The sequence below is a fragment of the Lentilactobacillus kisonensis DSM 19906 = JCM 15041 genome (assembly GCF_001434135.1).
Lineage (GTDB): Bacteria > Bacillota > Bacilli > Lactobacillales > Lactobacillaceae > Lentilactobacillus > Lentilactobacillus kisonensis.
The window spans coordinates 35071-61951 of sequence record NZ_AZEB01000013.1 but is presented as its reverse complement, the minus strand read 5'-3'; the positions used below and the strand labels follow the sequence as shown (position 1 = coordinate 61951).

The following is a 26881-nucleotide window of genomic DNA, read 5'->3' as shown; positions in this document are numbered from 1 at the left end:
GAATTATGAAAGTTATTCACGGTGGTAATCGAGAAAAAATTGCTAGTAGGTTAGGCATAACAGCTAACGAAATGATTGATTTTAGTGCCAATATTAATCCACTTGGGTTGTCAAAACATTTATTAGAAATTCTCCAACAATCACTCAATCAAATTGTTTATTATCCTAATCCGGAGTACCCGGATTTGAAGCGGGCAATCGCGACACACTTTAATGTTTCGAGCCACGACGTCATGGTGGGCAATGGCGCTGTCCAAATGATTTTTGATACTGCCAATGCTGTTCAGGCAAAGAAAGCCTTGGTCTTGGCACCGACGTTTGGCGAATATGAGCGGTCGTTTACCCGGTCAGGCATGGCAGTTGACCATTATTATTTAAAGGCCGAGAACAGATTTCAACTAGATGCCGATGATTTGATTAGTTATCTAGAGGCCCAAGTAGATATCGACCTGATTTGTCTTTGTAATCCCAACAATCCAACTGGTTCGATTATTCAGCCAACTGACATGCAAAGGATTGCTAACTATTGTGTTGACAAACATAAGTGGCTGATTATTGACGAAGCGTTCATGGATTTTGTTGATCATGATAAATGGAGCTTTGTTAATCATTTAACTGAGCAATTACCGGTTATTATCTTACGTTCTGCAACTAAGTTCTTTGCCATTCCCGGTCTGCGGTTGGGATTCGCTGTCACTAAGAATCAACGGCTTCAACAAGCATTGCAAACGCAAGCTGAACCGTGGTCCGTTAATACATTGGCAGATCATTTTGGGCAACATATGTATGAGGATCATGAGTACATTGATGCTACTTATCAATGGTTGAATTCGGAGAAGCCATGGTTGTTTGATGAGCTCCAGCAATTACCAAATCTACAGGTATTTGACTCATTTGCGAACTATTACTTAATTAAAAGTGACATTCCGAATTTACGGGAAAAACTGTGGCACCAGCGAATGATGATCCGATCCTGTGTCGATTACTACGGGCTTAACGATCATTACTATCGGGTTGCGGTTCGCTCCCATTCCGAAAATGAACAACTAGTGGCTGCTTTAAGGGCAGTCGTTGTAAATCCCGTTAGTTAGAGGAAGTGAGACAACTTGAAAAAGATTTTAGTAGCTGGCGTAACGAGTGGTGCTGGCAAGACGAGTGTCGTTCTAGGTTTATTGGCAGCGTTAAGCAAAAAGTACCGCATTCAGCCTTACAAAGTGGGTCCAGACTACGTTGATACCAAATTTCATTCTAGGATTGTTGGCCGTGATTCCCGCAATATTGATAATTTTTTAGTTCCTGATCAAGCGACCCTCACCTATTTATTTAAAAGAAATACGGCTGACATTGATATTGGATTAGTTGAAGGCGTGATGGGCTTGTATGACGGCCTTGGAATTGATAAGGATAGTCATTCCACGGCAAGCATTGCTAAAATGCTGGGACTACCAGTTATTTTAGTGATTGATGGTCATGCTGCATCAACATCCGTTGCCGCTATTGTTAAAGGATTCCAAGTTTTCGATCAAGAAGTCGACATTGCTGGCGTTATTATCAATAATTTGAAATCTGATCATCATTTTAGCTTGATTAAAGCCGCAATTGAGAAATACGACCGGGTGCCAGTCTTGGGGTATTTACCCCATTGTGATGAAATTAGCTTGCCATCCCGTCAATTAGGACTAGTCCCTGATAACGAGTTGCCTCAAGTGGATGAAAAAATTGCAAAGTTGGGGCAACTTATTGAAAGCCACGTTGACCTAGATAAGCTTGTTGAATTGATGAAGGTTGACGATGCCCCCGCGGTTGTTCCGAATGGTTATCAACCTGCTCATTTAAAGCTGGGGGTTGCCTATGATGATGCTTTCAGTTTCTATTATGAGGATAATTTGGATCTATTGAAACGGGTTGGCGTGGCACTCACATTTTTTAGTCCGCTGCACGATCAACAATTGCCGGACGTTGATGCTCTGTATTTAGGCGGTGGTTATCCCGAAGAATTTGGGCCGGAGTTAGCCGCAAATACACAGATGAAGGCTGCAATCAAACAAGCATCTGACGATGGCATGCCAATCTACGCGGAATGTGGCGGGCTGATGTACCTAGCAAAGCAGTTAGTTGATGGCTCACATTCATATCCGATGGTTGGCGTGCTTAACGGCACTAGTAAAATGACGTCGCGTCTCAGAAGATTTGGTTATTGCTTTGCAGAACCGGTAAGGGACACGGTTTTAGCTAAAAGGGGGGCTCAGGTGCGGGGACATGAATTTCATCATTCGGTCTTTACGGCCAATGATGAGCTTAAGCCAGTGCTCCAGATGAGAAAGGTAATTGATGGCAAGGTGACGCAGCAATGGTCTGGAGGTTACCAGGTTCATAATACGTTTGCCAGTTATCTCCACATTCATTTTTATCAAAATCCAGCACTTTTCAATCAATTATTAACAAACTTAGGGGCAATGGAAAATGCAAATCGTTAGTATGGTTCTTTGCGGCTTTGTCCTTGACGCTATTCTGGGAGATCCGCCGACATGGCCGCATCCAGTTAAATTGATGGGCAAATTAATTGCGATTCTTACTAAGGTTTTGAATCGGCCGACATATACTCATGGATTAAAGAAATGCTTTGGCTTAATTATTTGGATAATTGTTGTTGGCGGGTCGTTCGCAGCGGTTCTTCTGATTTTTTGGGCAATTTCGTTAATCACGTTTGTGCCGGTTCAAGCAGTTAGTGCCATTCAATTTATCGTGGGTGCCTATCTTTGCTATACCTGCTTATCCATTAAAGGGTTGGCGGTTGAAAGCCATAAAATTATGGCTAGTTTGAATGCTGGAGACCTTGATAAAGCCCGTTACCAAGTTGGAATGATCGTTGGTAGAGATACTCAAAGTTTATCGGCAGACCAAATTTGTAAGGCGACGATTGAAACAATTGCGGAAAATACCAGTGATGGTGTGATTGCGCCGCTCTTCTATCTATTGCTTGGTGGGCCAGCATTGGGAATTGCTTATAAAGCAGTTAACACGTTAGATTCGATGATTGGTTACAAAAACGAAAAATATGGCGATATTGGGATGGTTTCAGCTCGAATTGATGATGTGGTTGGCTTTATCCCAGCTAGGTTAACTTGGCTATTTCTATTAGCGGCCTGTGCGCTGTTGGGATACGACAGTAAATTAGCCTATTCAGTTGGGATTCATGATCGTAAAAACCATCGTAGCCCAAACAGTGGCTTTTCAGAATCGGTGGTTGCTGGGGCCTTGAAGCTCAAACTAGGCGGTCCCCATTATTATTTTGGTGAATTAGTTAATAAGCCATATATTGGAACAATTGTGCCAGACCCCGAGGAAGCTACCGTCGGCAAAATCGAAGAAACCATTCATATGCTGTACGCGGCAGCAATCATTGGGTTACTAGCCATCACCTCACTTGCACTAATCTTTTACGCATAACAAAGGAGTTAGAAATAATGGCAGACGAGAAGTACATTACGATTCCAAATAAGATTACCGAAAAAAGCTTTGTGATGATCCAAGATGAAATCGATAAAATCGATCCTAATTACACGTTTAATTCACCCATTGAAGAACAAATTATCAAGCGGGCGATTCATACGACCGCCGATTTCGATTATATGCATAGCTTAAGGTTCACGCACGATGCAATTAAACACATTAAGCATGCGATTATGAATCATGGCACGATTATTACGGATACAACGATGGCGTTGTCCGGCATTAATAAACGGAAGTTAGACCAGCTGGGCGTTAACTATCATTGCTTCATTCGTGATCCAGAAGTACGGGAACTTGCAAATAAAAAGGGAATTACCCGATCAATGGCAGCCATTGAAGTTGCCGCTGAATTGCCAACTGAAAAGGTTTTTGTCGTTGGAAATGCACCAACTGCGCTATACAAAATTCTTGAAATGATCAAAGAAAATCGTTTAACGGTTGCAGCGGTGATTGGTGTTCCGGTTGGCTTTGTTGAAGCAAAGGAAAGCAAGGATGAACTGGTTAATAGTGATGTTCCAGCAATTGCCGCGGTTGGTAGAAAGGGCGGCAGCAACCTGGCTGCGGCCTTAACCAACGCAATTATTTATAATCTTGATTTAATTAAGTGAGGTGACGAGTTTCATGGCAGATGATGATTTTGTGTTCTATAACGGCCGCAAGCTCCGAAAGGGATTCACTACCGGAACTACCGCAACCGCAGCTTCAGTAGCGGCATTGACAGCGTTACTAAAGCAGGAAGAACAGGCTGCGGTTAGTGTGCAAACGGCGAACGGACAAACTGCCACGTTTACGATTGAAAAATGTGACTTTGATAAAAATAAAGCTGCCGTTGCAATTAAGAAGGATGGTGGTGATGATCAGGATGCAACCGATGGCATGTTGATTTATTCAACCGTCAGTTTACGTTCGGATAACGAGATTCATCTTGATGGTGGTCAAGGAATTGGCCGAGTTACCCAAGAGGGATTACCTAATAAGCCGGGGATGCCTGCAATTAATCCGACCCCACGCAAAATGATCAAGCAAAGTGTTCGGAAGGTGCTTGGCCCGGATCGGGGGGCAAATGTGATTATTTCTGCGCCAGAGGGTGAACGGGTCGCAAAATTAACCTATAACCCTAAGCTGGGCATTGTCGGTGGCATCTCAATTCTTGGCACGAGCGGAATTGTGACGCCAATGTCTGAAGATAGTTGGAAGGCGTCAATTTCGATTGAAATGAACATTCATAAAAAACGGGGAGACACCGATATTATCCTCACCCCAGGAGATGCGGGGGAAGCATTTGCCAAAGAAAAATTAGGACTGCCGGCTGAAAAAATTGTTCAGATGAGTAATTTCGTTGGGTATGTCTTAAAAGAAACCCAGCGGATCGGGTTTAAACGGGTATTGATCGTTGGTGATCTTGGTAAGTTAATTAAGGTTTCGGGCGGAATCTTTTCAACCCATAGTAAGGATGCGGATGCCCGCGCAGAGATTATGGTCGCCAATTTGGCCTTGCTAGGGGCTCCGACAGAGATGCTCAAGAAGGTTTATAAGTGCTTGACGACAATTTCGATGTTAAAAGTTGTTGAGGATGAGGGTTATCAGCAAGTCTTGCAAGTGATTGTCGATAAAATTAAGGAGCGCTCCGAAAAATACATTGCCCACCGTGATCCCCACGTTAATATTGATGCGGTTATTTATTCAAATACATCTGGAGTTTTGGGATCAACAATTCCGGTCGATGAGATTGGAGCGCGATGGAAATGATAACGGTTGTTGGAATTGGTCCGGGTAAGAAATCACTGATGTTATCTGGGACCCAAGAGATCATTGACAAAGCAGAGATTGTGATTGGTTCTGAACGCCAATTGAGCCTCTTTAAGGTTGTTCCCGCAAAAAAAGTGGTTTTCACGAGACTGGCCGTTCTCAAAAAAATAATCTGTGAAAATTTTGAAAAGCCCATTGCGTTGCTAGCTTCTGGCGATCCGCTGTTGTATGGGATTGGTAACTGGGTCTTAGCAAACTTTGATCCAAAGATGGTCAAGATTGTCCCAGGAATTAGCTCAATCCAGTATATGTTTCACCAAATTGGGTTATCCATGAATGATTGTTATCTAACCAGTAGCCACGGTAGGGTGCCAGATTTTGATTTTTTATTACGTCACAAAACGGTAGGGATGGTGACTGATGCAGTTATTGGTCCCATTCAAATTGCTGATGCAATCAAGCAGCGCAATCTGCACAGGACGATTTATGTTGGTGAGATGTTAAGTTACCCAAATGAACGAGTCTCCCGCTTTAACGAAGAGACCGTTGAGAATCGCAAATATGATATGAACGTGGTGATTATAACTAATGAAGGATGAAGAATTTTTAAGGACCAAGGTCCCAATGACCAAGGCGGAAGTTCGGGCCGTCAGTATTGATAAGCTGCAACTCAATGGGAAATCAAATTTGCTAGATGTTGGTGCCGGCACTGGTAGTGTCAGTATTCAAGCGGCGGTAGAATTTCCTGATCTGCAAGTGACCTCAATTGAAAAGAATCCTGATGCCATTGATATTATGACCAAAAATATCAATCAATTTCATACTGAGAATATCAGCTTAATTAAAACAAATGCCCCAGAAGGAATTCCAGACGAAGATTTTGATGCGATCTTTGTCGGCGGTAGTGGCTCAAATTTAAAAGAGATTATTACCGATTGTCTGGCACATTTGAAAAAGGGCGGGGCATTGGTTCTGAATTTTATTTTGATTGAGAATGCCATGACGGCCTACCAAGTATTAATGGCTGAGAACGTCAATGATTTGGAAATGACCCAAGTTGACGTTTCAAAGTGGCATGCGCTTGGTAAGGGCCACTATTTCAAGCATCATAACCCAAGTATTGTATTAAGTTCCACGAAAGGATGATAGATGATGAGTATTATTAGTTTTGTTGGTGCAGGCCCTGGCGATCCCGATTTAATTACCTTGAAAGGATATCGGCGATTAGCAGAGGCGGACGTTGTGATTTACGCGGGGTCATTAGTTAACCCAAAATTACTGGATTATTGCAAGCCTGGTGCGCAGAAATTTGATAGCGCTTCGATGACCTTGGACGATATCATTACCAAGATGGCTGAATCGGTTAAGAAAGATGAATCAGTTGTTCGGTTGCAGACGGGTGATTTCTCAATTTACGGCTCAATTAGAGAGCAGGTTGAGGAATTAAAGAAACGAGACATTGAGTATGAATGCATCCCGGGTGTCAGTTCATTTCTTGGTGCTGCTTCACAGATGGGGGTTGAGTACACAGTTCCAGAAATTGCTCAAAGTGTCATTATCACCCGAATTTCCGGGCGGACCAAAGTGCCTGAAGATGAGTCGTTGACGTCACTTGCTCAGCATCATACGTCGATGGTGATTTTCCTATCGGTTCAAAGTATTCGTCGGGTTGTTCGGCAGTTGATTGCCGGTGGGTACACTGACGAAACGCCTGCTGCAGTGATCTACAAAGCAACTTGGCCTGATGAAAAGATGGTCAAGGGAACACTGGGAGACATTGCCGATAAGGTGGGCAAGGCCGGCATTTCACGAACGGCTTTAATCATGGTTGGTGAATTTTTGGGTGATAAATACACTTATTCTAAGTTGTATGATCCAACCTTTACCCATACTTACCGAAAAGGAATTAAAAATGCCACAGCAAAGAAAGACTAATATCTGTATTTTGGCGCTAACTGGTCCTGGGACTAAGATGGCTGAAAAAGTCCAGGATTTGATTCCTGAAACTCAAGCTTTGGTACCTGAAAAATATGGCTCAAATGGTGATAACACTTTTGCCAAGGGTGACTTTACCCAAGCGTTTACCAATGTCTTTAAGACGGCCGACTGTTTGGTCTGTATCATGGCGACTGGCATTGTTGTCCGTAAGGTTGGACCGCTAATGAAAGACAAAACCGTTGATCCGGCTGTCATTGTAATGGATGAAAAAGCCAATCACGTGATTAGTCTCTTATCAGGCCATGTTGGTCACGCAAATGCTTTGACAAAGCGGCTAGCCAGCTTACTTAATTCTGATCCAGTTATCACAACTGCTACGGACACTGAAGACGTTCAAGCAATTGATACGTTAGCGCAACGCTATCATGGCTGGTATCCAGAGTTTAAATATAATACCAAGCTGTTCAATACGAGACTCGTTGAGGGTAAGCCACTATTGCTGTATATCGATCCGGATTTTCGGGGAATCGTCAATCAATTTAATGGGTTTGAAGTCATTGATGAAATTGATCAGCAGCGAACGGAAATCCCGCTCGTCATTATTTCGGACAAGAGCGGCGTTCCAAAACGACAAAATTCTCTCCAGATCGTCCCCCAGGTTAATGTATTGGGCGTAGGCAGTCGCCGGGATGTGAGTTACAAAATGATGCAGGACGCGTTTGTGACGTTCTGTGATCAGCAGCAGCTCAACTGGCACTCAATTTGTAAAGTTGTTTCAATTCAGAAAAAAGAACATGAAAACGCCATTCACTATTTGGCAGACTGCTTGGGAGTTCCAACCGCCTTTTATTCGGCTGAACAACTTCAAAGTACGGCAGCTCATTATGAACAGTCGGCTTTTGTTGCTAAAACGGTTGGGGTTGGCAACGTCGCAAATGCCGCTTCGGAATTTGCTTCAGGGAGCCGAACGGTGAATGAACGATTTTCAGCTAACGAGGTCACGATGGCCGTCAGTAAACTAATACTTAAAAAGGATGATTAAAATATGCTATACATTGTTGGATTAGGACCAGGTTCACAACAGTTAATGACTCAAGAAGCAATTGAAACAATCAAAAAGGTTGATACAATTGTCGGCTACATTACTTATATTCACTTAGTTGAAGACATGATCAAGGGAAAAGACATTGTAACCACTGGGATGCGCGGTGAAATTGAACGATCCAAAAAAGCAATTGAAATTGCAGAAACTGGTAAGGATGTTGCCATTATTTCTAGTGGGGATGCCGGTATTTATGGTATGGCTGGTTTAGTTTTGGAAATGGCCGCTAAGGAAGATAAACATGTCGATATCAAAGTAATCCCTGGCGTAACCGCTAGTATTGCTGCGGCTGCTGCACTGGGGGCACCGCTGATGAATGATTTTTGCCATATCAGCTTAAGCGATTTGATGACGCCGTGGGATGTGATTAAAGATCGACTAGATGCAGCGGCTAAATCAGATTTTGTAATCTGTCTATACAATCCACGTAGCAAGGGCCGTCCCAACAATTTACGGGAAGCGCTCAATATTATCTTGAAGTATAAATCGGAAGATACGGTTGTCGGAATTGGTAAGGACGTTGCCCGCAAACATGAGATTGACAAGATTACGACTATCAAGGATTTAGACGAAACTGAGATTAATATGACCACCATTGTGATTGTCGGCAACAAAAATACATACGTTGCTGACGGCAGGATGATTACCCCAAGGGGCTATACATTATGATTTTGTTGCTTGGCGGAACCAGTGAAAGCTTAACCATCGCTGATATGCTAACTAAATCACATCAAGAATTCATTCTGTCAGTAACAACTGAGTATGGCGCTGAATTGGCGGGACAGCATGCTAAGAACGTCCATATGGGGGCAATCTTACCTAATGAGTTTCACAATTTTTTCCAGGTTCATCAAATTTCATTAGTGATTGACGCGACTCATCCGTTTGCTCGGTCAATTTCAACTCATGTGATTATCGCTGCGAAGCAAGATCAGATCCCATATATTCGGTTTGAACGCCAGCAAATGCACGAAGAAGGACCGTTCTTGAAAGTTGTTGCTGATATGGATGCGGCAATTGCGCTTCTGCAGCATCGTCCCGGCAATATTTACTTGTCAACCGGCAGCAAGACAGCTGCTGATTTTGCGGCCAAGCTGGGGGTTGATCGTCTCCATGTTCGGGTACTGCCAACGCAACGGGTAATGGGATTGCTCACTGAAGCCGGATATCACGCTAATCAAATTGACGCCATTCAGGGACCCTTTTCAGAAAGCCTCAACGTAGAACTCATCAAGCGAACCAACGCAAAAACGGTTGTTACTAAGGAAAGTGGTCGTCGTGGCGGTCTTCAAGAAAAGATTCAAGCTTGTCAGAACTTGAAGATTTTATGCCTGGTTATTAAACGGCCAGCCGTTGCCTATCCCGTGGTGACGTCTTCGTTTGATGATTTAAAAGCAAGATTGGGGGTAACACAATGAGTGGATTTGTATCCTTAGTTGGGGCGGGGCCAGGCAACCCAGAATTATTGACACTATTAGCTAAGCGTCGGCTAGTTGAGGCTGATGTGATTCTATATGATCGCCTCGTGAATCCTGCTTTATTAATGGAAACCACCGCTGAAACAATCGATGTTGGTAAGTTACCCCATCATCATAAATACAGCCAATATAAGATTAACGACTTGCTGGTAACCCTGGCCAACCAGGGGAAACGAGTTGTTCGGCTTAAAGCAGGTGATCCATACGTGTTTGGCCGCGGTGGTGAGGAAAGTCAATTTCTAAAGGCTAATCACGTTGATTATGAAGTGGTTCCGGGAATTACCAGTGCCATTGCTGGATTAGGAGCGGTTGGGATTCCAATCACTCACCGGGATTTTGCATCGTCGTTTCATGTGATTACCGGCCATCGTAAAAAGACGGGTGAAGAACTTGATTGGCCTAACATTGCTCATCAAGAGGGAACGCTGGTTTTCTTGATGGGAATGGAGCAGTTGGAGAACATTGTTGATAATCTCATTAAGAATGGTAAGGATCAACAGACGCCGGTTGCCGTTATTCAGTGGGCAACCCATTGGAACCAACGATCAGTATTATCGGATTTAACTCATATTGCCGAAGTGGTGACAAAAGAGCAAATTGGCTCACCAGCATTAATTGTGGTGGGGAAGGTTGCTGAATTGATGAAAACGCTTCAACCCAAGCCAGCGCTATTTGGTCAGCACATTTTGGTTCCGTATAAACTACAGTCGCGGCTATTTAGCCAGCTACAGGATGCCGGAGCTTCCGTTGGTTTCTTCCAGCGAGGTGCATCCCGGCAACTAGATTTCCAGTTACCCGATTTAACTAAGCCGGCGTCTCTGTTGGTTTACGACATTAGTGCTTATCAGTCGTTTCAAGAAAAAATAATCGCTGAGGGTGCAGACCAACGACACTTGGCCGGTTGGAAGATCATTGCCAAGAATAAGGTGATTGCTCAGCATCTGAAATTGGCTGGAATCATGGCTGATCAAGTTGGTGAGAATTTAAGTCATTTGAAGTCAACCACCTACGTTATTGGTGAACGGCATCAGTTGGCCGAAGTAACGGTGTCTGAGCTGCTTCACCCGCTCGCAACTTATGAACGGGTGCCAGTTGAGCAGACCATTGACTTTGCTGATTATCAAACAATTGTTTTTCCAAGTTCGTTGAGCGTGACTGAATTGATTTCAAGTCTCAATCAAGATCAATTGATGGGCGTAAAGGGCCTACGTTGTTTGGCCATGGGAACTCAAGTTGCTGAAAGATGTCAGGCACTCGGCTTAGGTAACGTTATTCGCACGGAACCCTCGTATCAATCAGTTTTACAAACTTTAAAGGAGGCCAAAAGAGTTGGCAAAATCAGCAATTCTCATCGTTAGTTTTGGGACGACTTATCCAAAGACCCGGCAAAAATCAATTGGGGCCGTCGAAGCAGCTTTTCAGAAGACTTTCCCAGATTCTAAAGTCTTTAGGGCATTTACATCGAACGTGGTGATTAAGCGAATTCAAAAAAACGAACAAATCAAAATTGACACACCAGCAGAAGCTTTAACCAAGATTCACGAAGCTGGGTTTGAGGACGTTTTTGTTCAGTCATTGCACCTCATCCCTGGAATTGAATACGACATGGTTAAAGCGGAGGTTGAAAAATTTCAAGGAGCATTTAAGAAGATTGTCCTTGGGTCTCCTTTGCTAAAGACATTTGCCGATTATCAGCGGTTAGTTGAATTTATCAAGCACATGGATCCTGATAAGCCGACTCATTCTGGATTGTTGTTAATGGGCCACGGGACAGCCGATAGTGCCTTTACTGCTTATGCTTGCCTAGATCACATGCTGATGGGATCTGGCAATTATGTTGGTGCGGTTGAAAGTTATCCGGATATTGATTTTGAAATTAACCGTTTAGTGAATGACGGCATCAAGCACGTTATTCTACAACCGCTGATGATGGTCGCTGGTAATCATGCCCATCACGATATGGAGTCTGATTCGCCAACATCTTGGAGTTCTAAGTTGCAAGCACATGGGATAACCGCGGATGCCAAGTTCATTGGTTTGGGTGAGTACCCAGAAATTCAGCAAATGTATATCGATCATTTAAAAACCGTTATGTAGGAGGAACTCATGGGAACGTTTTATGGAATTGGGGTCGGACCCGGTGACAGTGAATTGATAACTGTCAAAGCGGTTAATACGATCAAAAAATTAGACGTACTGTATACGCCAAAAGCTCATAAAAGTGGGTTGAGTTTTGCGGAACAAATTGCCAAACCATACTTTACCGATTCATTGACAATTAAGCGCCGTCATTTCCCAATGACGCACAATTTGGAAGAAAAGCAACAGAGTTGGAACGAAATTGCGGCAGAAATAACGAAGGATGCAAAGGCGGGGATGGAAGTTGGCTTTATCACCCTTGGCGATCCGTCTGTATATAGCACCTATAGTTATTTAGCAGATATCGTGAGAGATAGCGTTCCGGTTCAAACAATTGCTGGCATCTCGTCTTATAGTCAAATTGCGGCGGAGGTTTCAATTCCGTTGACCCTTGATGATGAATCGTTAGAAGTGATTCCAGCGACCGCGCCATTAGACAAGATTAGTCAAGCCCTGGATGTTAATGACAACGTTATCGTGATGAAGGTTTCGACCAAGTTTGAGGCTGTTTATAAATTGTTGAGCGATAGAGAACTCCTCGGTAATGCCTTATTAGTAACTGACGCTTCGCTTGAAAGTGAAAAGACCAGGAAACTTTCAGAGATGGATATTTCAGAAAAAGTACCGTATTTTTCAACGGTGCTGATTAAAAAGCAGCTTAGATTTTAAGGAGGAACGGGTTATGGATCATGCGACAAAACAGAAATTGACAATTACGTCGGTTGCCTTAAGTAGTTTTTCATTTATTGCCTATTTGCTGTATCCAACGAATGCGAGTGCAATGCATATTATGGAGGGGATGCTGCCGCCAAAATGGTGTATTTTCTGGTTTGCAGTCTCCACCCCGTTCTTTGTTTATGGTCTTTACCGGATGAATAAAATTGTGAAATCATCAACTCAGAACGCTAAAGTCATGTTGGCGCTCTGTGGGGCTTTCGTTTTCGTGTTGTCGTCACTGAAAATGCCATCCGTTACGGGTTCATGTTCCCATCCAACTGGGGTTGGTCTTGGAACTGTGATGTTTGGTCCCGGAGTCATGTCAGTTCTTGGGGTGATTGTGCTATTATTTCAAGCTTTATTGCTAGCCCATGGTGGCTTGACAACTTTAGGTGCCAATAATTTCTCGATGACGGTCGTCGGTCCATTTGTTGGATTTGCGGTATATAAAATTTGTCGGGCATTCAAGGTTAATCGTTCCGTGTCATTATTCCTGTGTGCAATGCTTGCTGATTGGTCAACTTATGTTACGACGTCATTTCAACTAGCCGTTGTTTTCCCCGATCCTAATGGTGGGGTTTTGGGAGCAGCCATTAAATTTCTCGGGATTTACGCCGTTACCCAGATCCCGTTGGCAATCGCCGAAGGGTTCTTGACCGTGATTGTGTACAACTTAGTTATTAGCAACAACCTCTGGAAGGAGGCCAGCCTAGGATGAAAACAAAATCAAAAACAAAGCAAAATTTGATCTTACTATTAGCTGTGCTTATTTTAATAATTGTGCCATTCTTTATGGCTAAGGGCGGTAGCTTTGCTGGTAGTGATGATCAAGGAACTGAACAAATTAAGAAATTTGACCCAAGTTACAAAGTTTGGGCTCATCCATTATGGACGCCGCCGTCAGGTGAAATTGAAAGCCTCTTGTTCACTGTTCAGGGAAGCTTAGGAACGGGAATTATTGCCTACATCATTGGTAGTGCCCGTGGCAAGAAGAAAGCGTTGCGGCAAATTGAAGACCAGAAGAGTGGCAAGAAATAAGATAATTCGCTGAAGGAAGGGTGATTTAGATGCTGGTGATTGACAAGTATGCTTATACCAACCGAATCGTTGCCTGGTCACCTAAAACTAAGGGGATTGTTTGGTTACTATGCATGGTGATTGCGTTTCAGCCCATTGTTTGGTTGAAGGGGATTCTCATTGTCGCGGTGGCTGTTGACACCATTTATGTGACCAAGGTGTCGGTTCGTCGATACCTGCGATGGTTTTACGTCATTTTGCCATTCCTGTTATTAAGCGTTATTGGTATTGTGTTTACGATGACGCCAATCAAAGACCAATTATATTTACCAATTCATTTATTTGGTAACTATTTTGGGGTCTCTAAGGCGATGTTGCCAAAGGGATTATTGCTGGCAGTTCAAGTTTTAGCTGCGGTTGTTAGCACATATTGGTTCGCACTTACAACACCGTTTCGGCAGATATTGGATTTACTGGTTTCACTTCATTTATCCAATCTTATCATCGAAGAGACAATGCTAATGTACCGTTTTATCTTCATCTTTATTGATAGCTTTGAGGAAATTCACCGGGCGCAAAAGTTACGCTTTGGTTATCGGAACGTCCGAACGTCACTTCATTCGCTATCAATTCTTGTTAAAATGCTATTCGAGCAAATTATGATTAACTATGAAGCAATGACCCACGCGCTTGATGCAAAACTCTATGATGGTGAATTCACTATCGGAAAGAGTAGGATGGAAAAATGATTGAACTAAGAAATGTGAGTTTTGCCTACGAAAAGAACCAACCAACCCTGAAACACATCTCGTTGAAACTTGGGGAAGATAACGAAAACATCGTGGGAATTATTGGTCCAAATGGCTCTGGTAAATCGACGTTGTTTTTAAACCTGGTAGGCATGTTAAAACCATCTGATGGCGAAATTGTGGTCGATGGTTCACCGATAAAATATGGGAAGCATGCCCTAAATGAACTTCGTAAAAAGATTGGCATTGTATTTCAAAATTCTGATCAGCAAATTTTTTATTCAATTGTTCAAGATGACATCGCATTTGCCTTGCATAATTTGAATTTGCCCCAAGAAGAGATTGACCAACGCGTGGATCGAGTTTTAAAGGAATTAGATATTGAAGCAATCAGGAATAAACCAATTCAATATCTGAGTGGCGGTCAAAAAAAGCGAGTTGCCATTGCTGGTATTTTGGTGTTGCGATCGGAATGGCTGTTACTAGACGAACCCACAGCGGGGCTAGACCCTGATGGCAAGCGGCGGATGTTAGATTTGATGAAGCGGTTAGTCGCCAATGGTCAAAAGATTATTGTTTCGAGCCACGATATGGATTTTATGTATGAAATTTGTGATCATTTTTTCATTTTAAACGATGGCCAAATCGTGAAATCAGGACGAAAAAAGGATGTCTTTTTGGACGAACAGTTGCTACAAGATTGCAAGTTGGAGCAACCATGGCTCGTTAAAATTCATCAGAAGCTTCATTTACCGCTATACGCCGATCAGACGGATTTGTTTCATCAACAAGCATCTGAGCTGAAAGGTGGTGAACCGAAATGAGTGCAAAAAAAATTATGTTTGTTGGCACAACCTCAGACTCTGGCAAGAGCTGGGCGGTTACTGCGTTATGTCGAATTCTAAAGCAGCGCGGGCAAAAAGTGGCCCCGTTTAAATCGCAAAATATGGCACTCAATTCGTTTATTACCGCTGATGGCAAGGAAATGGGGCGTGCCCAAGTTTTCCAGGCAGAAGCGGCGGGAATTGCGCCCGATGTCCGGATGAACCCGATCCTATTGAAGCCGTCTACCGATTCCGATGCTCAGATTGTTTTTATGGGGAAGGTCACCGGTAACATGGGGGCAGCTGCGTATCAGGATTACAAGCCGAAATTACGAACCAAAGTGTCTGAAATTTTCAACTCACTTGCTGAAGAAAATGATGTGATGGTTCTTGAAGGCGCGGGTAGCCCAACTGAAATTAATTTGAGTGATAATGATATTGTCAATATGGGAATGGCGAAAATGGCTGACGCCCCCGTAATTTTAGTTGCCGATATCGATCGTGGTGGGGTGTATGCCACCATCTATGGCACTATCAAATTACTGCCAAAGGAAGATCAAAAACGAATCAAAGGCATCATTATCAATAAGTTTCGTGGTGATGAATCACTGTTGAAATCTGGAAATCAGATGATCGAAGCGTTAACCGGAGTTCCGGTGATCGGTGTGCTACCAATGACTGATATCGATTTGGATGATGAGGACAGCGTCTCGCTTCAAAGCAAACGGCAAACGCGGGATACCACAAAAGATATCGATGTTGCCGTCATCACGTTATCCAAAATTTCTAACTTTACTGATTTCCATAGTTTGGAAATTCAACCAGACGTGTCAGTTCGCTATGTCCGCCATGCTGATCAGGTTGGCACGCCAGATATCCTGATTATTCCTGGTAGTAAGAATACGAATGAAGATATGGTGTTCTTGCGAAAGAAACATCTGGATATGGCCATTCAGGAAGCCTACGAAAATGGCAGTCAAGTTGTGGGCATTTGCGGCGGTTACCAGTTACTAGGAAATGAATTGAAGGATCCTCAATCAGTGGAGTCAGATCTGAAATTTCAAACCGGTCTAGGGTTACTAGATACGAATACGGTTTTCAACGAAGTAAAGACTACCACCCAGGCAGAGGCCCGGCATCAGGATTATCTCTTAACGGGTTACGAAATCCATATGGGAACCACCACGCTTGGTAACAAAATGCGGCCATTTTCAAAAATTATTTCAAATAACGGCAAGCCAACTAATCGTGATGATGGTGCGGTCAATGAGGATGGCAGTGTCTTTGGGACTTATCTACACGGGTTGTTTGATAATATTGATTGGACCCGGAATTTCCTGAATACAGTTCGGGAAAGGAAAGGATTAAAGCCGTTGGGTAAGGCTGTTGAGCGGCAGTTTAATCAATATAAAGAAGAACAATACGATAAGTTGGCTGAAGTATTCAAGCAACATGTTGATATGGAAAAGCTTGACCAAATTTTGAATGCTTCTGAGAATCATGAGTAAAGAGGGTAACGTAAATGCAAAAGCCATATCCAATTTTATTGGATTTGTCAGATAAAAAGGTCGGCGTTGTTGGCGGTGGTAACGTGGCTGCCCGCAAAGTTAAGGGATTATTAGCTGCTGGTGCTGACGTTACGGTTGTGAGCCCGGTAATCAATGATCGGATTGACAGGCAAAAAATTCACTGGATAAAGGATCGGTATGCTGCTGATTACTTTAAGCAAATGGATTTAATTTTTGCTTGTACCGATGATTTTGAGGTTAATCAACGGGTTAAACGTGAAGCCAAACCCTTTCAACTAGTCAATAATACGAGCAATAAGCATCATTCTGATTTTTATAACGTAGCCCAAATTAATACTGATAACTTTATGATCACTGTCTCAACCAATGGGGTTTCACCAAGTGCAGCGAAACAACTTAAGGCAAAGATGCTGACATGGCTTAAGACGCAGTACCCAGATGAAAGAAGGTAAACTCAAAATTGTTCATTATTTATGTCGGAATTGACGTTAAATCAGTTCCAATTGATATCAGAGAGAAGTTTGTGTTCACAAAAGAAGAACTTGCTGAAGCTAATTCAAAATTGAATCAAGAAAAAAGTATCCTGGAAAATGTGATTCTTTCCACGTGTAACCGAACCGAAATCTATGCAGTCGTTGATCAGGTCCACACTGGTCGTTACTACCTGAAACGGTTTTTATCCCGTTGGTTCAATATGCCATTGGAACAAATCGATGGTTGGGTTAATATTGGTGTTAAGGAGAATGCCGTTAAGCATCTCTTTGAGGTTGCGGTTGGCCTTGATTCATTGATTATGGGCGAACCGCAAATTCTGGGTCAGGTCAAGCAAGCCTTCTTTAACGCAGAGGATAATGGGACAACCGGTGTCATTTTTAAACATCTATTCCAACAGGTCATTTCATTTGCAAAACGGATGCATACCAAATATCCGACTAGTGAATTGTCATTAACGTCACATCAAGCTGGACTACATCAAATCAAGACACATTTAGGCAGTGTCAAGGGAAAGACCTTAGCAGTGGTCGGCCTTGGAGATGTGGGGTCTCATTTATTAAAAAATGCCAGCACGATGGGTTTCAAACACATTTATACGCTGAACCGGACTGATAGTAAGGCGATTGCTGCTGCCGATCATCTTGGTGAGAACGTTTCTGCAATTAGATATCAGGAATTGCCAGAGATGGTTAATCGGGTCGATGCGATGGCAACGGCTACCGCCAGCAAAACGCCAATCTTAAAATTTGATTCAAAAATTGATGCGCCAATTAAAATCTTGGTTGATCTGGGGGTTCCAAGAAACGTTCAGTTAAAATCCAGGGAAGTTGGCTTTGATTACTTTGATATTGATGACCTTCATGAGATTTTGGATGACAATAATGAGTTGCGAGACAAAATGTTGGCTAAGACGTCTTTGGAAATTCCCCAAGAAGTTTCGGACTTTTATATTTGGCAAAAAGAACTTCACGTTGTTCCAGTCATTCGGGATTTACGGAAATCGGCGCTGGTCATCGAAAGTAACGTGTATGATAGCTTGATGAATAAACTGCCTGATTTGGATGAGCATGAACAAAAAGTCATTCGCAAGCACCTTAAAAGTGTGATCAACCAAATGATTAAGGGTCCAATCAAACAGGTTAAGGAATTGTCAGTTAAGGATGATGCTAATTTTGACTTGGAATTCTTCTGTGACATTTTTGGCCTGCCCAAGGAAGATATCAAGTAAGGACGGATTTTTATATGGATAAAGATAAAATTGTCGGCACCAGAGGCAGCAAGTTAGCCGTTGTTCAAACGGAAATTGTTGTTGATTTGCTAGAGAGGAAATTTCCTGATAGACATTTTACAGTCAAAAAGATTACGACGCAGGGTGATCGCAATCTAAAGGATAGTCTCCAAAAGATTGGTGGCAAGGGTGTCTTTGTCAAAGAAATTGAACAAGAACTGTATGATCACACCATTGATTTCGCGGTTCATAGTTTGAAGGACGTGACGCCAAAACTCTCAGACGGGCTGATGATCGGGGCAGTCCTTAGACGGGCTTCGCCATATGACTGCTTGATTACCCCGCACCAAATTAGCAATTTTGCTGAGCTTCCTAAAGGGGCTAGGATTGGTACCAACAGTTCCCGGAGGCAAGGGCAGTTACTTAATGCCCGCCCGGATTTACAAATTGTGCCAATTCGCGGTAATGTTGAAACTCGGATTAAGAAAATTGCCACTGAAGATTTATTTGGTGTCGTTTTGGCGGTCTCCGGCTTAAAACGGCTGGGAGTTGATCTGTCCGTGTACACGCAGTTGTCTTTAAAAGACGTTATCATTCCCGCCGCCGGCCAAGGAGCCATTGCCGTTGAGTGCCGTATCGACGATTCTGATACACGCCAAGTACTCGCAGCAATCAATGACAAAGAAACCCGGGACTGCGTGACCATTGAACGGAATTTCTTAGGCCAATTAGGCGGTAGCTGTAACTTTCCAATTGGGAGCTTTGCAACAAAGCAGGATGATGAATACGCCTTTGAGGGGTTAGTCGCATCCAATGACGGGAAGCAGTTGTTTAAGAAACAAGCTCATCAGAAATCGATCGAAAACTTCGGTGAACAAATCGCTGATGAATTGATCGCAGTGGGTGCGCTTAAATTAATTCAATCATGATAAATTTGAAAGGAAGCAATTATTTTGGTAACTTTTGATCGTCATCGTCGTTTACGTACAAGTCCAGCAATGAGGGATTTAGTTCGAGAGACTCATTTGCTTAAGGATGATTTAATTATGCCGGTATTTGTGGATGCTAATATTAAGGACCGCAAAGAGATTCCATCAATGCCGGGAGTGTATCAATTCAGTTTGGATGCCATTCTGGACGAGATTAAAGTGATTGTTGATAAGGGGATCAAAGCCATTATTCTGTTTGGTTTGCCCGATCATAAAGATGAAGTTGGGACGTCTGCCTGGGAAGATGACGGCATTGTTCAAGAAGCCATCCGCAAGATTAAAAAGGCTTATCCAGACTTAATTGTGATTGCGGACACCTGCCTGTGTGAATATACATCTACTGGGCACTGTGGGGTCGTTAAAGATGGCGTGGTATTAAACGACGAGTCACTGACTTACATAGTGAAGACGGCTGTTAGTCAGGCCAAGGCCGGGGCTGACATTATTGCCCCTTCAAATGCAATGGACGGATACGTTGCCGCAATTCGAGAAGGTTTAGACGATAACAACTTTAAGAATCTACCAATTATGTCATACTCGATTAAGTATGCTTCTAGCTTTTATGGCCCATTCCGAGATGCTGCGAACAGTGCGCCTGAATTTGGTGATCGAAAGGGTTACCAAATGGATCCAGCTAATCGGTTAGATGCGCTTAGAGAAGCAGCTAGTGATGTTAAAGAGGGTGCCGACTTCTTGATGGTGAAACCTTCAATGGCATTCTTAGATGTGATGCGAGAGGTCCGTGATCGCTTCGATTTGCCGCTTGTTGCTTATAACGTTTCCGGGGAGTATGCAATGATTAAAGCAGCTGCTCAAAATGGCTGGATTAATGAAAATCAGATTGTCAGAGAAACGCTAGTTGGAATGAAACGAGCTGGAGCGGATTTAATTATCACATATTTTGCGAAGGACGTTGCCGATCGCATTAATAAAGGGGAGGTATTCTAAACTTGAAACCAATCGAAAAGTCTCAACAGGCTTTCAAAGAAGCTAGCAACTATTTTCCGGGTGGGGTCAATAGCCCCGTCCGTGCTTTTAAGAACGTAGGTGGTGATCCCCTATTCATCAAAAAAGGGGCCGGTTCACACATTTTTGACATCGATGGCAATGAGTACATTGATTATGTATTGTCATGGGGGCCATTGATTCTAGGCCATGCTGATCCGAAAGTTGTGAGCGATCTTCAAGCGGCCGTTTCAAACGGAACTAGTTATGGCGCACCAACTTTACTTGAAACTGAATTAGCTAAAAAAATTCAATCAATTGTGCCTTCAATGGAAATGATGCGGATGGTTTCTTCCGGTACTGAAGCGACAATGAGCGCGATTCGGGTTGCCCGCGGGGTGACCAAACGTGACAAGATCGTTAAGTTTGTTGGTAATTATCACGGTCATAGCGATTCTCTACTGGTGGATGCTGGTTCTGGTGTCGCTACCTTTGATATCAATACATCACCAGGTGTTCCAAAGTCACTGGCTTACGACACCTTAACTTCACCATATAACGACGTAGATACCATCAAACAGATTTTTGAAAAGCATGGTGATGAGATTGCTTGTATCATCGTTGAACCGGTTGCTGGAAATATGGGGGTTATCCCTGGAACAAAAGAATTTCTGCAAACGTTGCGTGATCTGACAAAACAATCCGGATCAATTTTGATCTTTGATGAGGTGATGTCAGGATTTCGAGCTGCCTACCATGGTGCTCAGAACTTGTATGGCATTAAACCGGATATGACCACTTTAGGAAAAGTTGTTGGTGGTGGTCTGCCAGTTGGCGTATTTGGCGGGCGACGAGACATTATGGAACAGGTGGCACCATCTGGCCCAATTTATCATGCAGGGACACTCTCCGGCAATCCACTTGCAATGACGGGGGGGATCAGTACGTTAAATCAGCTGAGCCCTGAACTTTACGATCAAATGACGGCCAAAGTTGACCGACTGGCTAAGGGAATTGCCGATGCTGCTCAGGCTCACAATGTTCCAGTCGTTGTTCATCATGTTGGTACGATGTGGAGCTACTTCTTCAATCAAGGGCCGGTTAATAACTTTGCTGACGTTCAGAAGAGTGATATGGATTTCTTTGCGAAATTCTTCAGAGCGTTGCTTGAGAACGGCATTTACACGGCACCTTCAGAATACGAAACGAACTTTATGTCAAGCAAACATACTGACGCCGAGATTGACCAAACAATTGCTGCTTTTAACCAAGCATTTGATGACGCATTGAAAGGCTAATTAATATGGCAAAATTAACACTCATTACGGGTGGCGCCAAGAGTGGAAAATCTGAGGTTGCCGAAGATATGTATGCCAATGAACATGGTGTTTGCTACATTGCCACAAGCGTCATCCGGGCTAATCAAGATTCTGAAATGAAATTAAAGATTAAAAAGCACCGCCAACGTCGGCCGGCTGACTGGACGACTGAGGAGCGGTATAAGGATGTTAGTATTTTTGTTTTGATGAATGATTATCAAAAGTATTTATTGGATGATGCGACAATGATGACGACCAATTTGTTCTTTGATTTGGTTGCTAAAATGTACAACGATTTTCCGGGGAACGTTGACGAAGATATTGAACAGATGAACAAGGATGAAATTGAATCCATTCAGACGACCATTCTCCAGGAGTTTTCCAAGGTGGTTGATTCGCTGCAGCGGACTGACCAAGAGATGACGATCGTGACCAATGAAGTTGGTCTTGGGTTAGTGCCGGCATCGAAAGAATCTCGGATTTTGCGGGACACATACGGATTAGTTAACCAATTATTGGCAAAAAAAGCTGATGACGTGTATTTTGTCATTTCTGGGCTTTCTCAAAAGATTAAGTAAGTTGAGGGAGAAGGGGCAAGATGGCATACCTAATTACCTATCCTGAACAAAACATCTCAGTTGAGCTGAGAAATCAACTGGCCGCTAAAGCGGAGACCATTTACTTACCGTTAAGAAAATTTCGATCGGTCGTACTAAGTGAAGCTGACGAAGCGCTCATTAGAAATAGTCGTTTTTTGATCCTAACGAGTCCAGTATCGGTGAAGTTGTATTTGAAGCAGTTAAAGCTGCTTAACCCGACTGCCACTATTCTTGTGTTGAGTCACAAAATGGCAGATGCGCTAACAGCTGGCGGCGTTCACAATGTTCGGGTTGCGGGAGCTGAAACTGGCCGTTCACTTGCACAAATGATCAGCCTGCCAATGGCGGCTTCGGTCTGTCTATTACGAGGGGACAGAAGTGCCATTCAAAGGTTTTTACCTGTTAAGGTGCATCAAGTAATGATTTATCAAAATTACTGGGATCAGCATTTGAATGATCAGGCGATTGAAAAACTAAACGGTTATTATTTTACCAAGGTGCTGGTTACCAGCCCTTCCAGTTTCGAACGGTTGCAAACGATTATGAAGCAAATTCCAGAAAGTTTTGCTCACGTAACCTATTATGCCTTGGGACAAACTACCGCTAATGTTATTTCACCACAACAAGTAGTTGTTGGTGATCGCCATGACGTGTTGAAGAGTACAATTTTGAAGATGTGTATGGAGTAAATTACTAAATCCGTTTAACCGAACAACAGCGCCGCTAAAATCAATTTTCTGATTTTGGCGGTGCTGTTGTTTATAGGCAGGGGTTTTAAGATAATGAAACCGATATCTTTAAGGAGAATTTGAGTGGCCTTGGATTTAGTGGTTAAAATGGTTTTGGTGTAAAGCAGGGCTTTGGGATATTGGTGCTTCTTTGCCCTAGAGCTTGGTACGGGAGTGGTGGTTTTGTAGAAGGATATCTTGTAAAACAGTAATCTGTATGGAGGCATCTGCAAGAAGTTACGGCTTTAATTTTAGTTAGTGGTTGTTCTCTTTTGCACAGATTAGGACCGCTCCGTAAAGCAAAAGCCTGCATATAAGAACCTTCCGGAAAAATCCCCCAAAACCAGGGATTTCTCCAGAAGGAACTTATATTTCGGCTTTTAACCGCTTTACTCCGCTCACTGTTTTTAGGACCGCTCCGCAAAGCAGGAGCTGGCACATAAGCACCACCAATAAAAATCCCAGACCCGGGAATTTCCATCGGTGGAGACTTATGCGTCAGCTCCTAACCGCTTTACTCCGCTCACTTATTTGATATACGACGCCGCATACGTCCACTGAATCACCGACTTTTTATTGACAGTAATTTCGGCAGCTGGGGCCATTGGTTGTTTGCAATCCACCGTATAAATCCACCCACGCTCATCGTCTGAATCAGTGTAGTCACCGATTCTACTGATATACGGGTAGCCATTCACTGAATGGAAGTAGTAAGGGATGTTATGGCGATTGAAGAAGCGTTTGGACACATCATAGACACTATCACTACCGTTCCACGATAGGTCGCGGGAAATGGTATAGATTTTGTCGATTGAGGCATTGGTTTTTCGGTATAGTAGTGGCGTTTGATCCGTATACGACTTAAATATTTTCGTGAAGTAACTTGTTTGTGAATAACCAAGCTGGCTGGCAATTGCGCTGATTTTGGCATTAGTTGTAATGAGCTTTTCACAAGCCAATGCAATTTTGAGACTGTTGACATAGCTAATAAAATTAACCCCGAGTTTTTGTTTGAAAGCCTTACTAAGATACGATGGTGATAGGAATACTGATTTGGCAACGGATTCTAGCGAAAGTGGTTGATTGATATTGGTCTTAATAAACGAAAGGGCTCGTTGAATGTTGACTTGGGAATCATTGTTCAGGTGGGTGGTTGGATTACTTGATAGATTAATGGATTCCGGATGAATTAACTCAGTAATGCCAACCAATTTACGGAGAACGGTCACGTTAGCGAGATCGTCAGCGCGGACAGCGTTAAGGATCAGCACATCGTTTGCGGCGGCTTTGAAAGCATTATTGAAGATGTTTTCTAAGAAGGTTCGCGCTAATTTAATCCGTTCAGATGTAATGCCAGATCCTTCGCAAATGATGAAGCCGGCTAAGTTATTTTTTAAAATGACCGGGAAAATAAAGAAAGAGTTGGTATTAGAAGTTGGCAGATTCTTTAAAACATCCTCGGTCTTCGTATAGACATTGCCGTCAATTAATAACCGATTATCAAGATCAAAATAGTAACCGTTAATTTGGCTTACCTTTGAAAATTCGTTGATTCCTTCAGAAATTGATTTATAAACATCGGGCTTTGTATTATTTGGTGTGATGGTCAGCGCCTTCTCTCTGCTAAATTATATAATAATTTCTTCCATGATGTGAAATAATGCTAAAAATAATTGTTTAATCTTAGAATAGAAACCATAATGGATAATTATAGCAATATTTATTTGTAAAAATAAGAGAGGTTTGACTTTTAGCATATTTTTGTTTATCGATGCCCAAAAATGTTATAAAAATGATGTCAAAGAAGGAAAGAAAGTTTGGAATTATTTAAAAGTATTATTTGTTAAGAATGTTACAAATTATAAAGCTGCAAGCGGTTCCAACCAATTGCTGTTATAATTGAAACAGTGATCACAATCCAGTTCTGAAAACACGTATCTTAATTTACTGGAATATAAGTGAGAAGGATGAGGGATGCATATGGCTACCAAACAATCAGTTGATTTGAAAGCAGCTGACAAACTACTAAAGCAATTTGCCAAGGTTGTTAACAGCGATCATGCGGTTCGAAAAATTAAGAAAGATGAAGTGCTCAGCTGTGGCGTTGATTTAGGAACTTCTTCAATTGTCCTAACTGTGTTGGATAAGGACGATAATATCATATACGGGGCTTTTGAGTATGCAAAGGCAGTTCGTGATGGGATTGTCGTTAATTACGTTGATTCGGTTAATATTTTGAAGCGGTTGAAACACAAAGCTGAAGATGTGTTAGGGGTTGAACTAACCACGGCTTGTGGGGCAATTCCACCTGGCACAGGTGAGGGAGCTGCTAAAATTGTCGCTAATGTTATTGAGTCTGCCGAATTAGAATGTAAACACGTGGTCGATGAGCCAACGGCGGCGGCAAGGTTTTTGAATTTGAAGACCGGCACAGTTGTTGATATTGGTGGTGGCACGACAGGAATTAGTGTCTTCAACCACGGTAAACTGACACAGGTGCTAGATGAGGCGACTGGTGGGTTTCACATGACGTTGGTCTTAGCTGGTAACCACAAAATCAAATCTGATGATGCGGAATTGCTAAAGCGGGATCCCCAAAAAGAACCGGAAGTATTTCCAGTCATTCGGCCCGTCGTTGAAAAAATGGCAACAATTGTTAAAGACTCGGTTGGCCCTTCAGTTAAGCAACCGGTTGTTGTCGTTGGTGGTGCGATTAACTTTAAGGAATTTATTCCGGCCTTTAGCAAAGTATTGGGAATTCCGGCATACAAGACCGCGTTTCCGCAGTTTATAACCCCACTCGGGATTGCAATGTATGATCATGATTGAGATGGATGCTTGAATAGGGACACGCAACCTAAAAGACGCTTTTTCTAAAGAGCAGGTTTATGAGAATCGTTTTTTCAGTTCTGATATTGGAGCATCATTTAGAGATTTGAAGTCATGAGTTCATCAACTGTTTGGCTTCCCTACAAGCTAACGGTCACTTACGGTGCAGTTTCTTAGTCAATCGTGTACAATACCAACTAGATTAATAATGGAGGAACCGTACATGAATGATAAGGGAATTGTTAACTTTAGGGATATTGGCGGTACGCAGGTAGCTGGTGGTTATTTGAAACCAGGCTACTTTTATCGTAGTGGTGAAATTAGCGGTTTAAATCCTGAACAAGTTTCATTTTTAGAGCACGATTGTCAACTTTATACGATTTTTGACTTTCGGAGCCAAAATGAGGTGGCTAAAGATCCAGATACGACCATTCCAGGGACACATTACGTCAAAGACGATATCTTATCAGACCAGACAAAAAATGGGGCCAGCCTAGCAGGAATGTTTGCAAATGGTGGTCATATTCGAGATGCGATGTTAAAAACATACGAACAGATTGTGTTGAGTGGATCTGCTCAGGCAGGTTATCGTGAGTTTTTCGATGCGGTTATTAACGAACGAAAGCCCACGTTGTTTCATTGTTTTGCCGGTAAAGATCGAACCGGTTTTGCTGCAGCAGTCATTTTGAAAATGGCTGGCGCAAGTGATGACGTAATTATGACCGATTATTTGCTTACCAACCAACTTCGAAAGGAAGCGAACGCCAAGCTTCTGGCACAATTTAAGTTGGAAGTTAATGAAGAACAGCTTCGTAATTTAAGTGTTGCGCTATTGGTCGATCGCGATTATTTATTACATGCACGTGAGACTATTATTAACCAGTTTGGCAGTTTTGAAGGCTATCTAAAATCAGGATTGAAATTAGATAGTGGGTACGTTGAAGCGTTCAGGCAGGCGTTTGTTACGCCGAAGTAGTTGTAAGCTTGTTTATGA

Annotated in this window: 29 protein-coding genes; 28 read left to right on the top strand and 1 reads right to left on the bottom strand. The window is 42.7% G+C overall.

Annotation, left to right across the window (positions count from 1 at the left end):
• The first annotated feature begins 5 nt into the window (after positions 1 to 5).
• The 26 genes from cobD to FC98_RS08035 are packed head-to-tail and all read left to right on the top strand — an operon-like array spanning position 6 to position 23019.
• Positions 6 to 1091 (top strand): threonine-phosphate decarboxylase CobD, encoded by a 1086-nt coding sequence (gene cobD / locus FC98_RS08160; RefSeq protein WP_008858150.1) that lies wholly within the window; start codon positions 6 to 8, stop codon positions 1089 to 1091.
• A 15-nt stretch (positions 1092 to 1106) separates the two neighbouring features.
• Positions 1107 to 2477 (top strand): cobyrinic acid a,c-diamide synthase CobB, encoded by a 1371-nt coding sequence (locus FC98_RS08155; protein WP_008858149.1) that lies wholly within the window; start codon positions 1107 to 1109, stop codon positions 2475 to 2477.
• A complete protein-coding gene (gene cbiB / locus FC98_RS08150; RefSeq protein WP_054655096.1) occupies positions 2464 to 3450 on the top strand; it encodes an adenosylcobinamide-phosphate synthase CbiB in 987 nt (328 codons plus the stop codon). The genes FC98_RS08155 and cbiB overlap by 14 nt, the downstream gene beginning before the upstream one ends.
• Before the next feature lie 17 nt (positions 3451 to 3467).
• Positions 3468 to 4121: a cobalt-precorrin-8 methylmutase gene (locus tag FC98_RS08145; RefSeq protein WP_054655097.1), complete on the top strand. Its 654-nt coding sequence runs from the start codon at positions 3468 to 3470 to the stop codon at positions 4119 to 4121.
• A gap of 13 nt (positions 4122 to 4134) precedes the next feature.
• Positions 4135 to 5262 (top strand): cobalt-precorrin-5B (C(1))-methyltransferase CbiD, encoded by a 1128-nt coding sequence (gene cbiD / locus FC98_RS08140; protein WP_056949429.1) that lies wholly within the window; start codon positions 4135 to 4137, stop codon positions 5260 to 5262.
• Positions 5259 to 5861 (top strand): cobalt-precorrin-7 (C(5))-methyltransferase, encoded by a 603-nt coding sequence (locus tag FC98_RS08135; RefSeq protein WP_040471968.1) that lies wholly within the window; start codon positions 5259 to 5261, stop codon positions 5859 to 5861. The genes cbiD and FC98_RS08135 overlap by 4 nt, the downstream gene beginning before the upstream one ends.
• Positions 5851 to 6408 carry a decarboxylating cobalt-precorrin-6B (C(15))-methyltransferase gene (locus FC98_RS08130; RefSeq protein ID WP_008858143.1) on the top strand — a complete coding sequence of 186 codons (558 nt, stop codon included), beginning with the start codon at positions 5851 to 5853 and terminating at the stop codon, positions 6406 to 6408. The genes FC98_RS08135 and FC98_RS08130 overlap by 11 nt, the downstream gene beginning before the upstream one ends.
• Positions 6409 to 6414: 6 nt before the next feature.
• Complete coding sequence (locus tag FC98_RS08125; RefSeq protein ID WP_040471957.1) at positions 6415 to 7197, top strand: cobalt-precorrin-4 methyltransferase; 783 nt, start codon at positions 6415 to 6417, stop codon at positions 7195 to 7197.
• Complete coding sequence (locus FC98_RS08120) at positions 7175 to 8242, top strand: cobalt-precorrin 5A hydrolase (protein WP_008858141.1); 1068 nt, start codon at positions 7175 to 7177, stop codon at positions 8240 to 8242. The genes FC98_RS08125 and FC98_RS08120 overlap by 23 nt, the downstream gene beginning before the upstream one ends.
• A 3-nt stretch (positions 8243 to 8245) precedes the next feature.
• Entirely contained in the window at positions 8246 to 8971 is a 726-nt protein-coding gene (gene cobJ, locus FC98_RS08115) for a precorrin-3B C(17)-methyltransferase (protein ID WP_056949428.1), read from the top strand.
• Entirely contained in the window at positions 8968 to 9720 is a 753-nt protein-coding gene (gene cobK, locus FC98_RS08110; protein WP_056949427.1) for a precorrin-6A reductase, read from the top strand. Before cobJ ends, cobK begins: the two co-directional genes overlap by 4 nt.
• Entirely contained in the window at positions 9717 to 11138 is a 1422-nt protein-coding gene (gene cobA / locus FC98_RS08105) for a uroporphyrinogen-III C-methyltransferase (RefSeq protein WP_008858137.1), read from the top strand. Before cobK ends, cobA begins: the two co-directional genes overlap by 4 nt.
• Complete coding sequence (locus FC98_RS08100; RefSeq protein ID WP_008858136.1) at positions 11110 to 11877, top strand: sirohydrochlorin cobaltochelatase; 768 nt, start codon at positions 11110 to 11112, stop codon at positions 11875 to 11877. The genes cobA and FC98_RS08100 overlap by 29 nt, the downstream gene beginning before the upstream one ends.
• A 9-nt stretch (positions 11878 to 11886) precedes the next feature.
• Positions 11887 to 12588 (top strand): cobalt-factor II C(20)-methyltransferase, encoded by a 702-nt coding sequence (locus FC98_RS08095; protein ID WP_056949426.1) that lies wholly within the window; start codon positions 11887 to 11889, stop codon positions 12586 to 12588.
• Positions 12589 to 12601: 13 nt separating this feature from the next.
• The gene (locus FC98_RS08090; protein ID WP_008858134.1) at positions 12602 to 13354 is read left to right on the top strand and encodes an energy-coupling factor ABC transporter permease; all 753 of its coding nucleotides are present in this window, start codon (positions 12602 to 12604) and stop codon (positions 13352 to 13354) included.
• A complete protein-coding gene (locus FC98_RS08085) occupies positions 13351 to 13674 on the top strand; it encodes an energy-coupling factor ABC transporter substrate-binding protein (protein ID WP_008858133.1) in 324 nt (107 codons plus the stop codon). Before FC98_RS08090 ends, FC98_RS08085 begins: the two co-directional genes overlap by 4 nt.
• A gap of 29 nt (positions 13675 to 13703) precedes the next feature.
• Positions 13704 to 14402, top strand: a complete 699-nt coding sequence (gene cbiQ, locus FC98_RS08080) for a cobalt ECF transporter T component CbiQ (RefSeq protein WP_008858132.1) — start codon at positions 13704 to 13706, stop codon at positions 14400 to 14402.
• On the top strand, positions 14399 to 15226 hold the full coding sequence (locus FC98_RS08075; protein ID WP_008858131.1) for an energy-coupling factor ABC transporter ATP-binding protein: 828 nt from the start codon (positions 14399 to 14401) through the stop codon (positions 15224 to 15226). The genes cbiQ and FC98_RS08075 overlap by 4 nt, the downstream gene beginning before the upstream one ends.
• Positions 15223 to 16734, top strand: a complete 1512-nt coding sequence (locus FC98_RS08070; RefSeq protein WP_054655099.1) for a cobyric acid synthase — start codon at positions 15223 to 15225, stop codon at positions 16732 to 16734. Before FC98_RS08075 ends, FC98_RS08070 begins: the two co-directional genes overlap by 4 nt.
• 14 nt (positions 16735 to 16748) lie before the next feature.
• The gene (locus tag FC98_RS08065) at positions 16749 to 17207 is read left to right on the top strand and encodes a precorrin-2 dehydrogenase/sirohydrochlorin ferrochelatase family protein (RefSeq protein ID WP_008858129.1); all 459 of its coding nucleotides are present in this window, start codon (positions 16749 to 16751) and stop codon (positions 17205 to 17207) included.
• A gap of 8 nt (positions 17208 to 17215) precedes the next feature.
• Positions 17216 to 18478 carry a glutamyl-tRNA reductase gene (gene hemA, locus FC98_RS08060; RefSeq protein WP_056949425.1) on the top strand — a complete coding sequence of 421 codons (1263 nt, stop codon included), beginning with the start codon at positions 17216 to 17218 and terminating at the stop codon, positions 18476 to 18478.
• A gap of 14 nt (positions 18479 to 18492) precedes the next feature.
• Positions 18493 to 19407, top strand: a complete 915-nt coding sequence (hemC, locus tag FC98_RS08055; RefSeq protein WP_008858126.1) for a hydroxymethylbilane synthase — start codon at positions 18493 to 18495, stop codon at positions 19405 to 19407.
• Between the two features lie 24 nt (positions 19408 to 19431).
• The gene (gene hemB, locus FC98_RS08050; protein ID WP_040471956.1) at positions 19432 to 20415 is read left to right on the top strand and encodes a porphobilinogen synthase; all 984 of its coding nucleotides are present in this window, start codon (positions 19432 to 19434) and stop codon (positions 20413 to 20415) included.
• Between the two features lie 2 nt (positions 20416 to 20417).
• Positions 20418 to 21710 (top strand): glutamate-1-semialdehyde 2,1-aminomutase, encoded by a 1293-nt coding sequence (gene hemL / locus FC98_RS08045; RefSeq protein ID WP_008858124.1) that lies wholly within the window; start codon positions 20418 to 20420, stop codon positions 21708 to 21710.
• Positions 21711 to 21715: 5 nt separating this feature from the next.
• Complete coding sequence (locus FC98_RS08040) at positions 21716 to 22309, top strand: bifunctional adenosylcobinamide kinase/adenosylcobinamide-phosphate guanylyltransferase (RefSeq protein ID WP_056949424.1); 594 nt, start codon at positions 21716 to 21718, stop codon at positions 22307 to 22309.
• A 20-nt stretch (positions 22310 to 22329) separates the two neighbouring features.
• The gene (locus tag FC98_RS08035; protein WP_008858121.1) at positions 22330 to 23019 is read left to right on the top strand and encodes a uroporphyrinogen-III synthase; all 690 of its coding nucleotides are present in this window, start codon (positions 22330 to 22332) and stop codon (positions 23017 to 23019) included.
• 566 nt (positions 23020 to 23585) lie between these two features.
• Here FC98_RS08035 and FC98_RS08030 read toward each other — a convergent pair.
• Entirely contained in the window at positions 23586 to 24329 is a 744-nt protein-coding gene (locus tag FC98_RS08030; protein WP_008858119.1) for an AraC family transcriptional regulator, read from the bottom strand.
• A gap of 703 nt (positions 24330 to 25032) precedes the next feature.
• On the opposite strand from FC98_RS08030, the gene eutJ reads away from it, so the two are divergent.
• Together eutJ and FC98_RS08015 are read left to right on the top strand one after the other, a co-directional pair.
• Positions 25033 to 25887, top strand: a complete 855-nt coding sequence (eutJ, locus tag FC98_RS08020) for an ethanolamine utilization protein EutJ (protein WP_008858116.1) — start codon at positions 25033 to 25035, stop codon at positions 25885 to 25887.
• 223 nt (positions 25888 to 26110) lie between these two features.
• Complete coding sequence (locus tag FC98_RS08015; RefSeq protein ID WP_040471955.1) at positions 26111 to 26863, top strand: tyrosine-protein phosphatase; 753 nt, start codon at positions 26111 to 26113, stop codon at positions 26861 to 26863.
• The last annotated feature ends 18 nt before the right edge of the window (positions 26864 to 26881 follow it).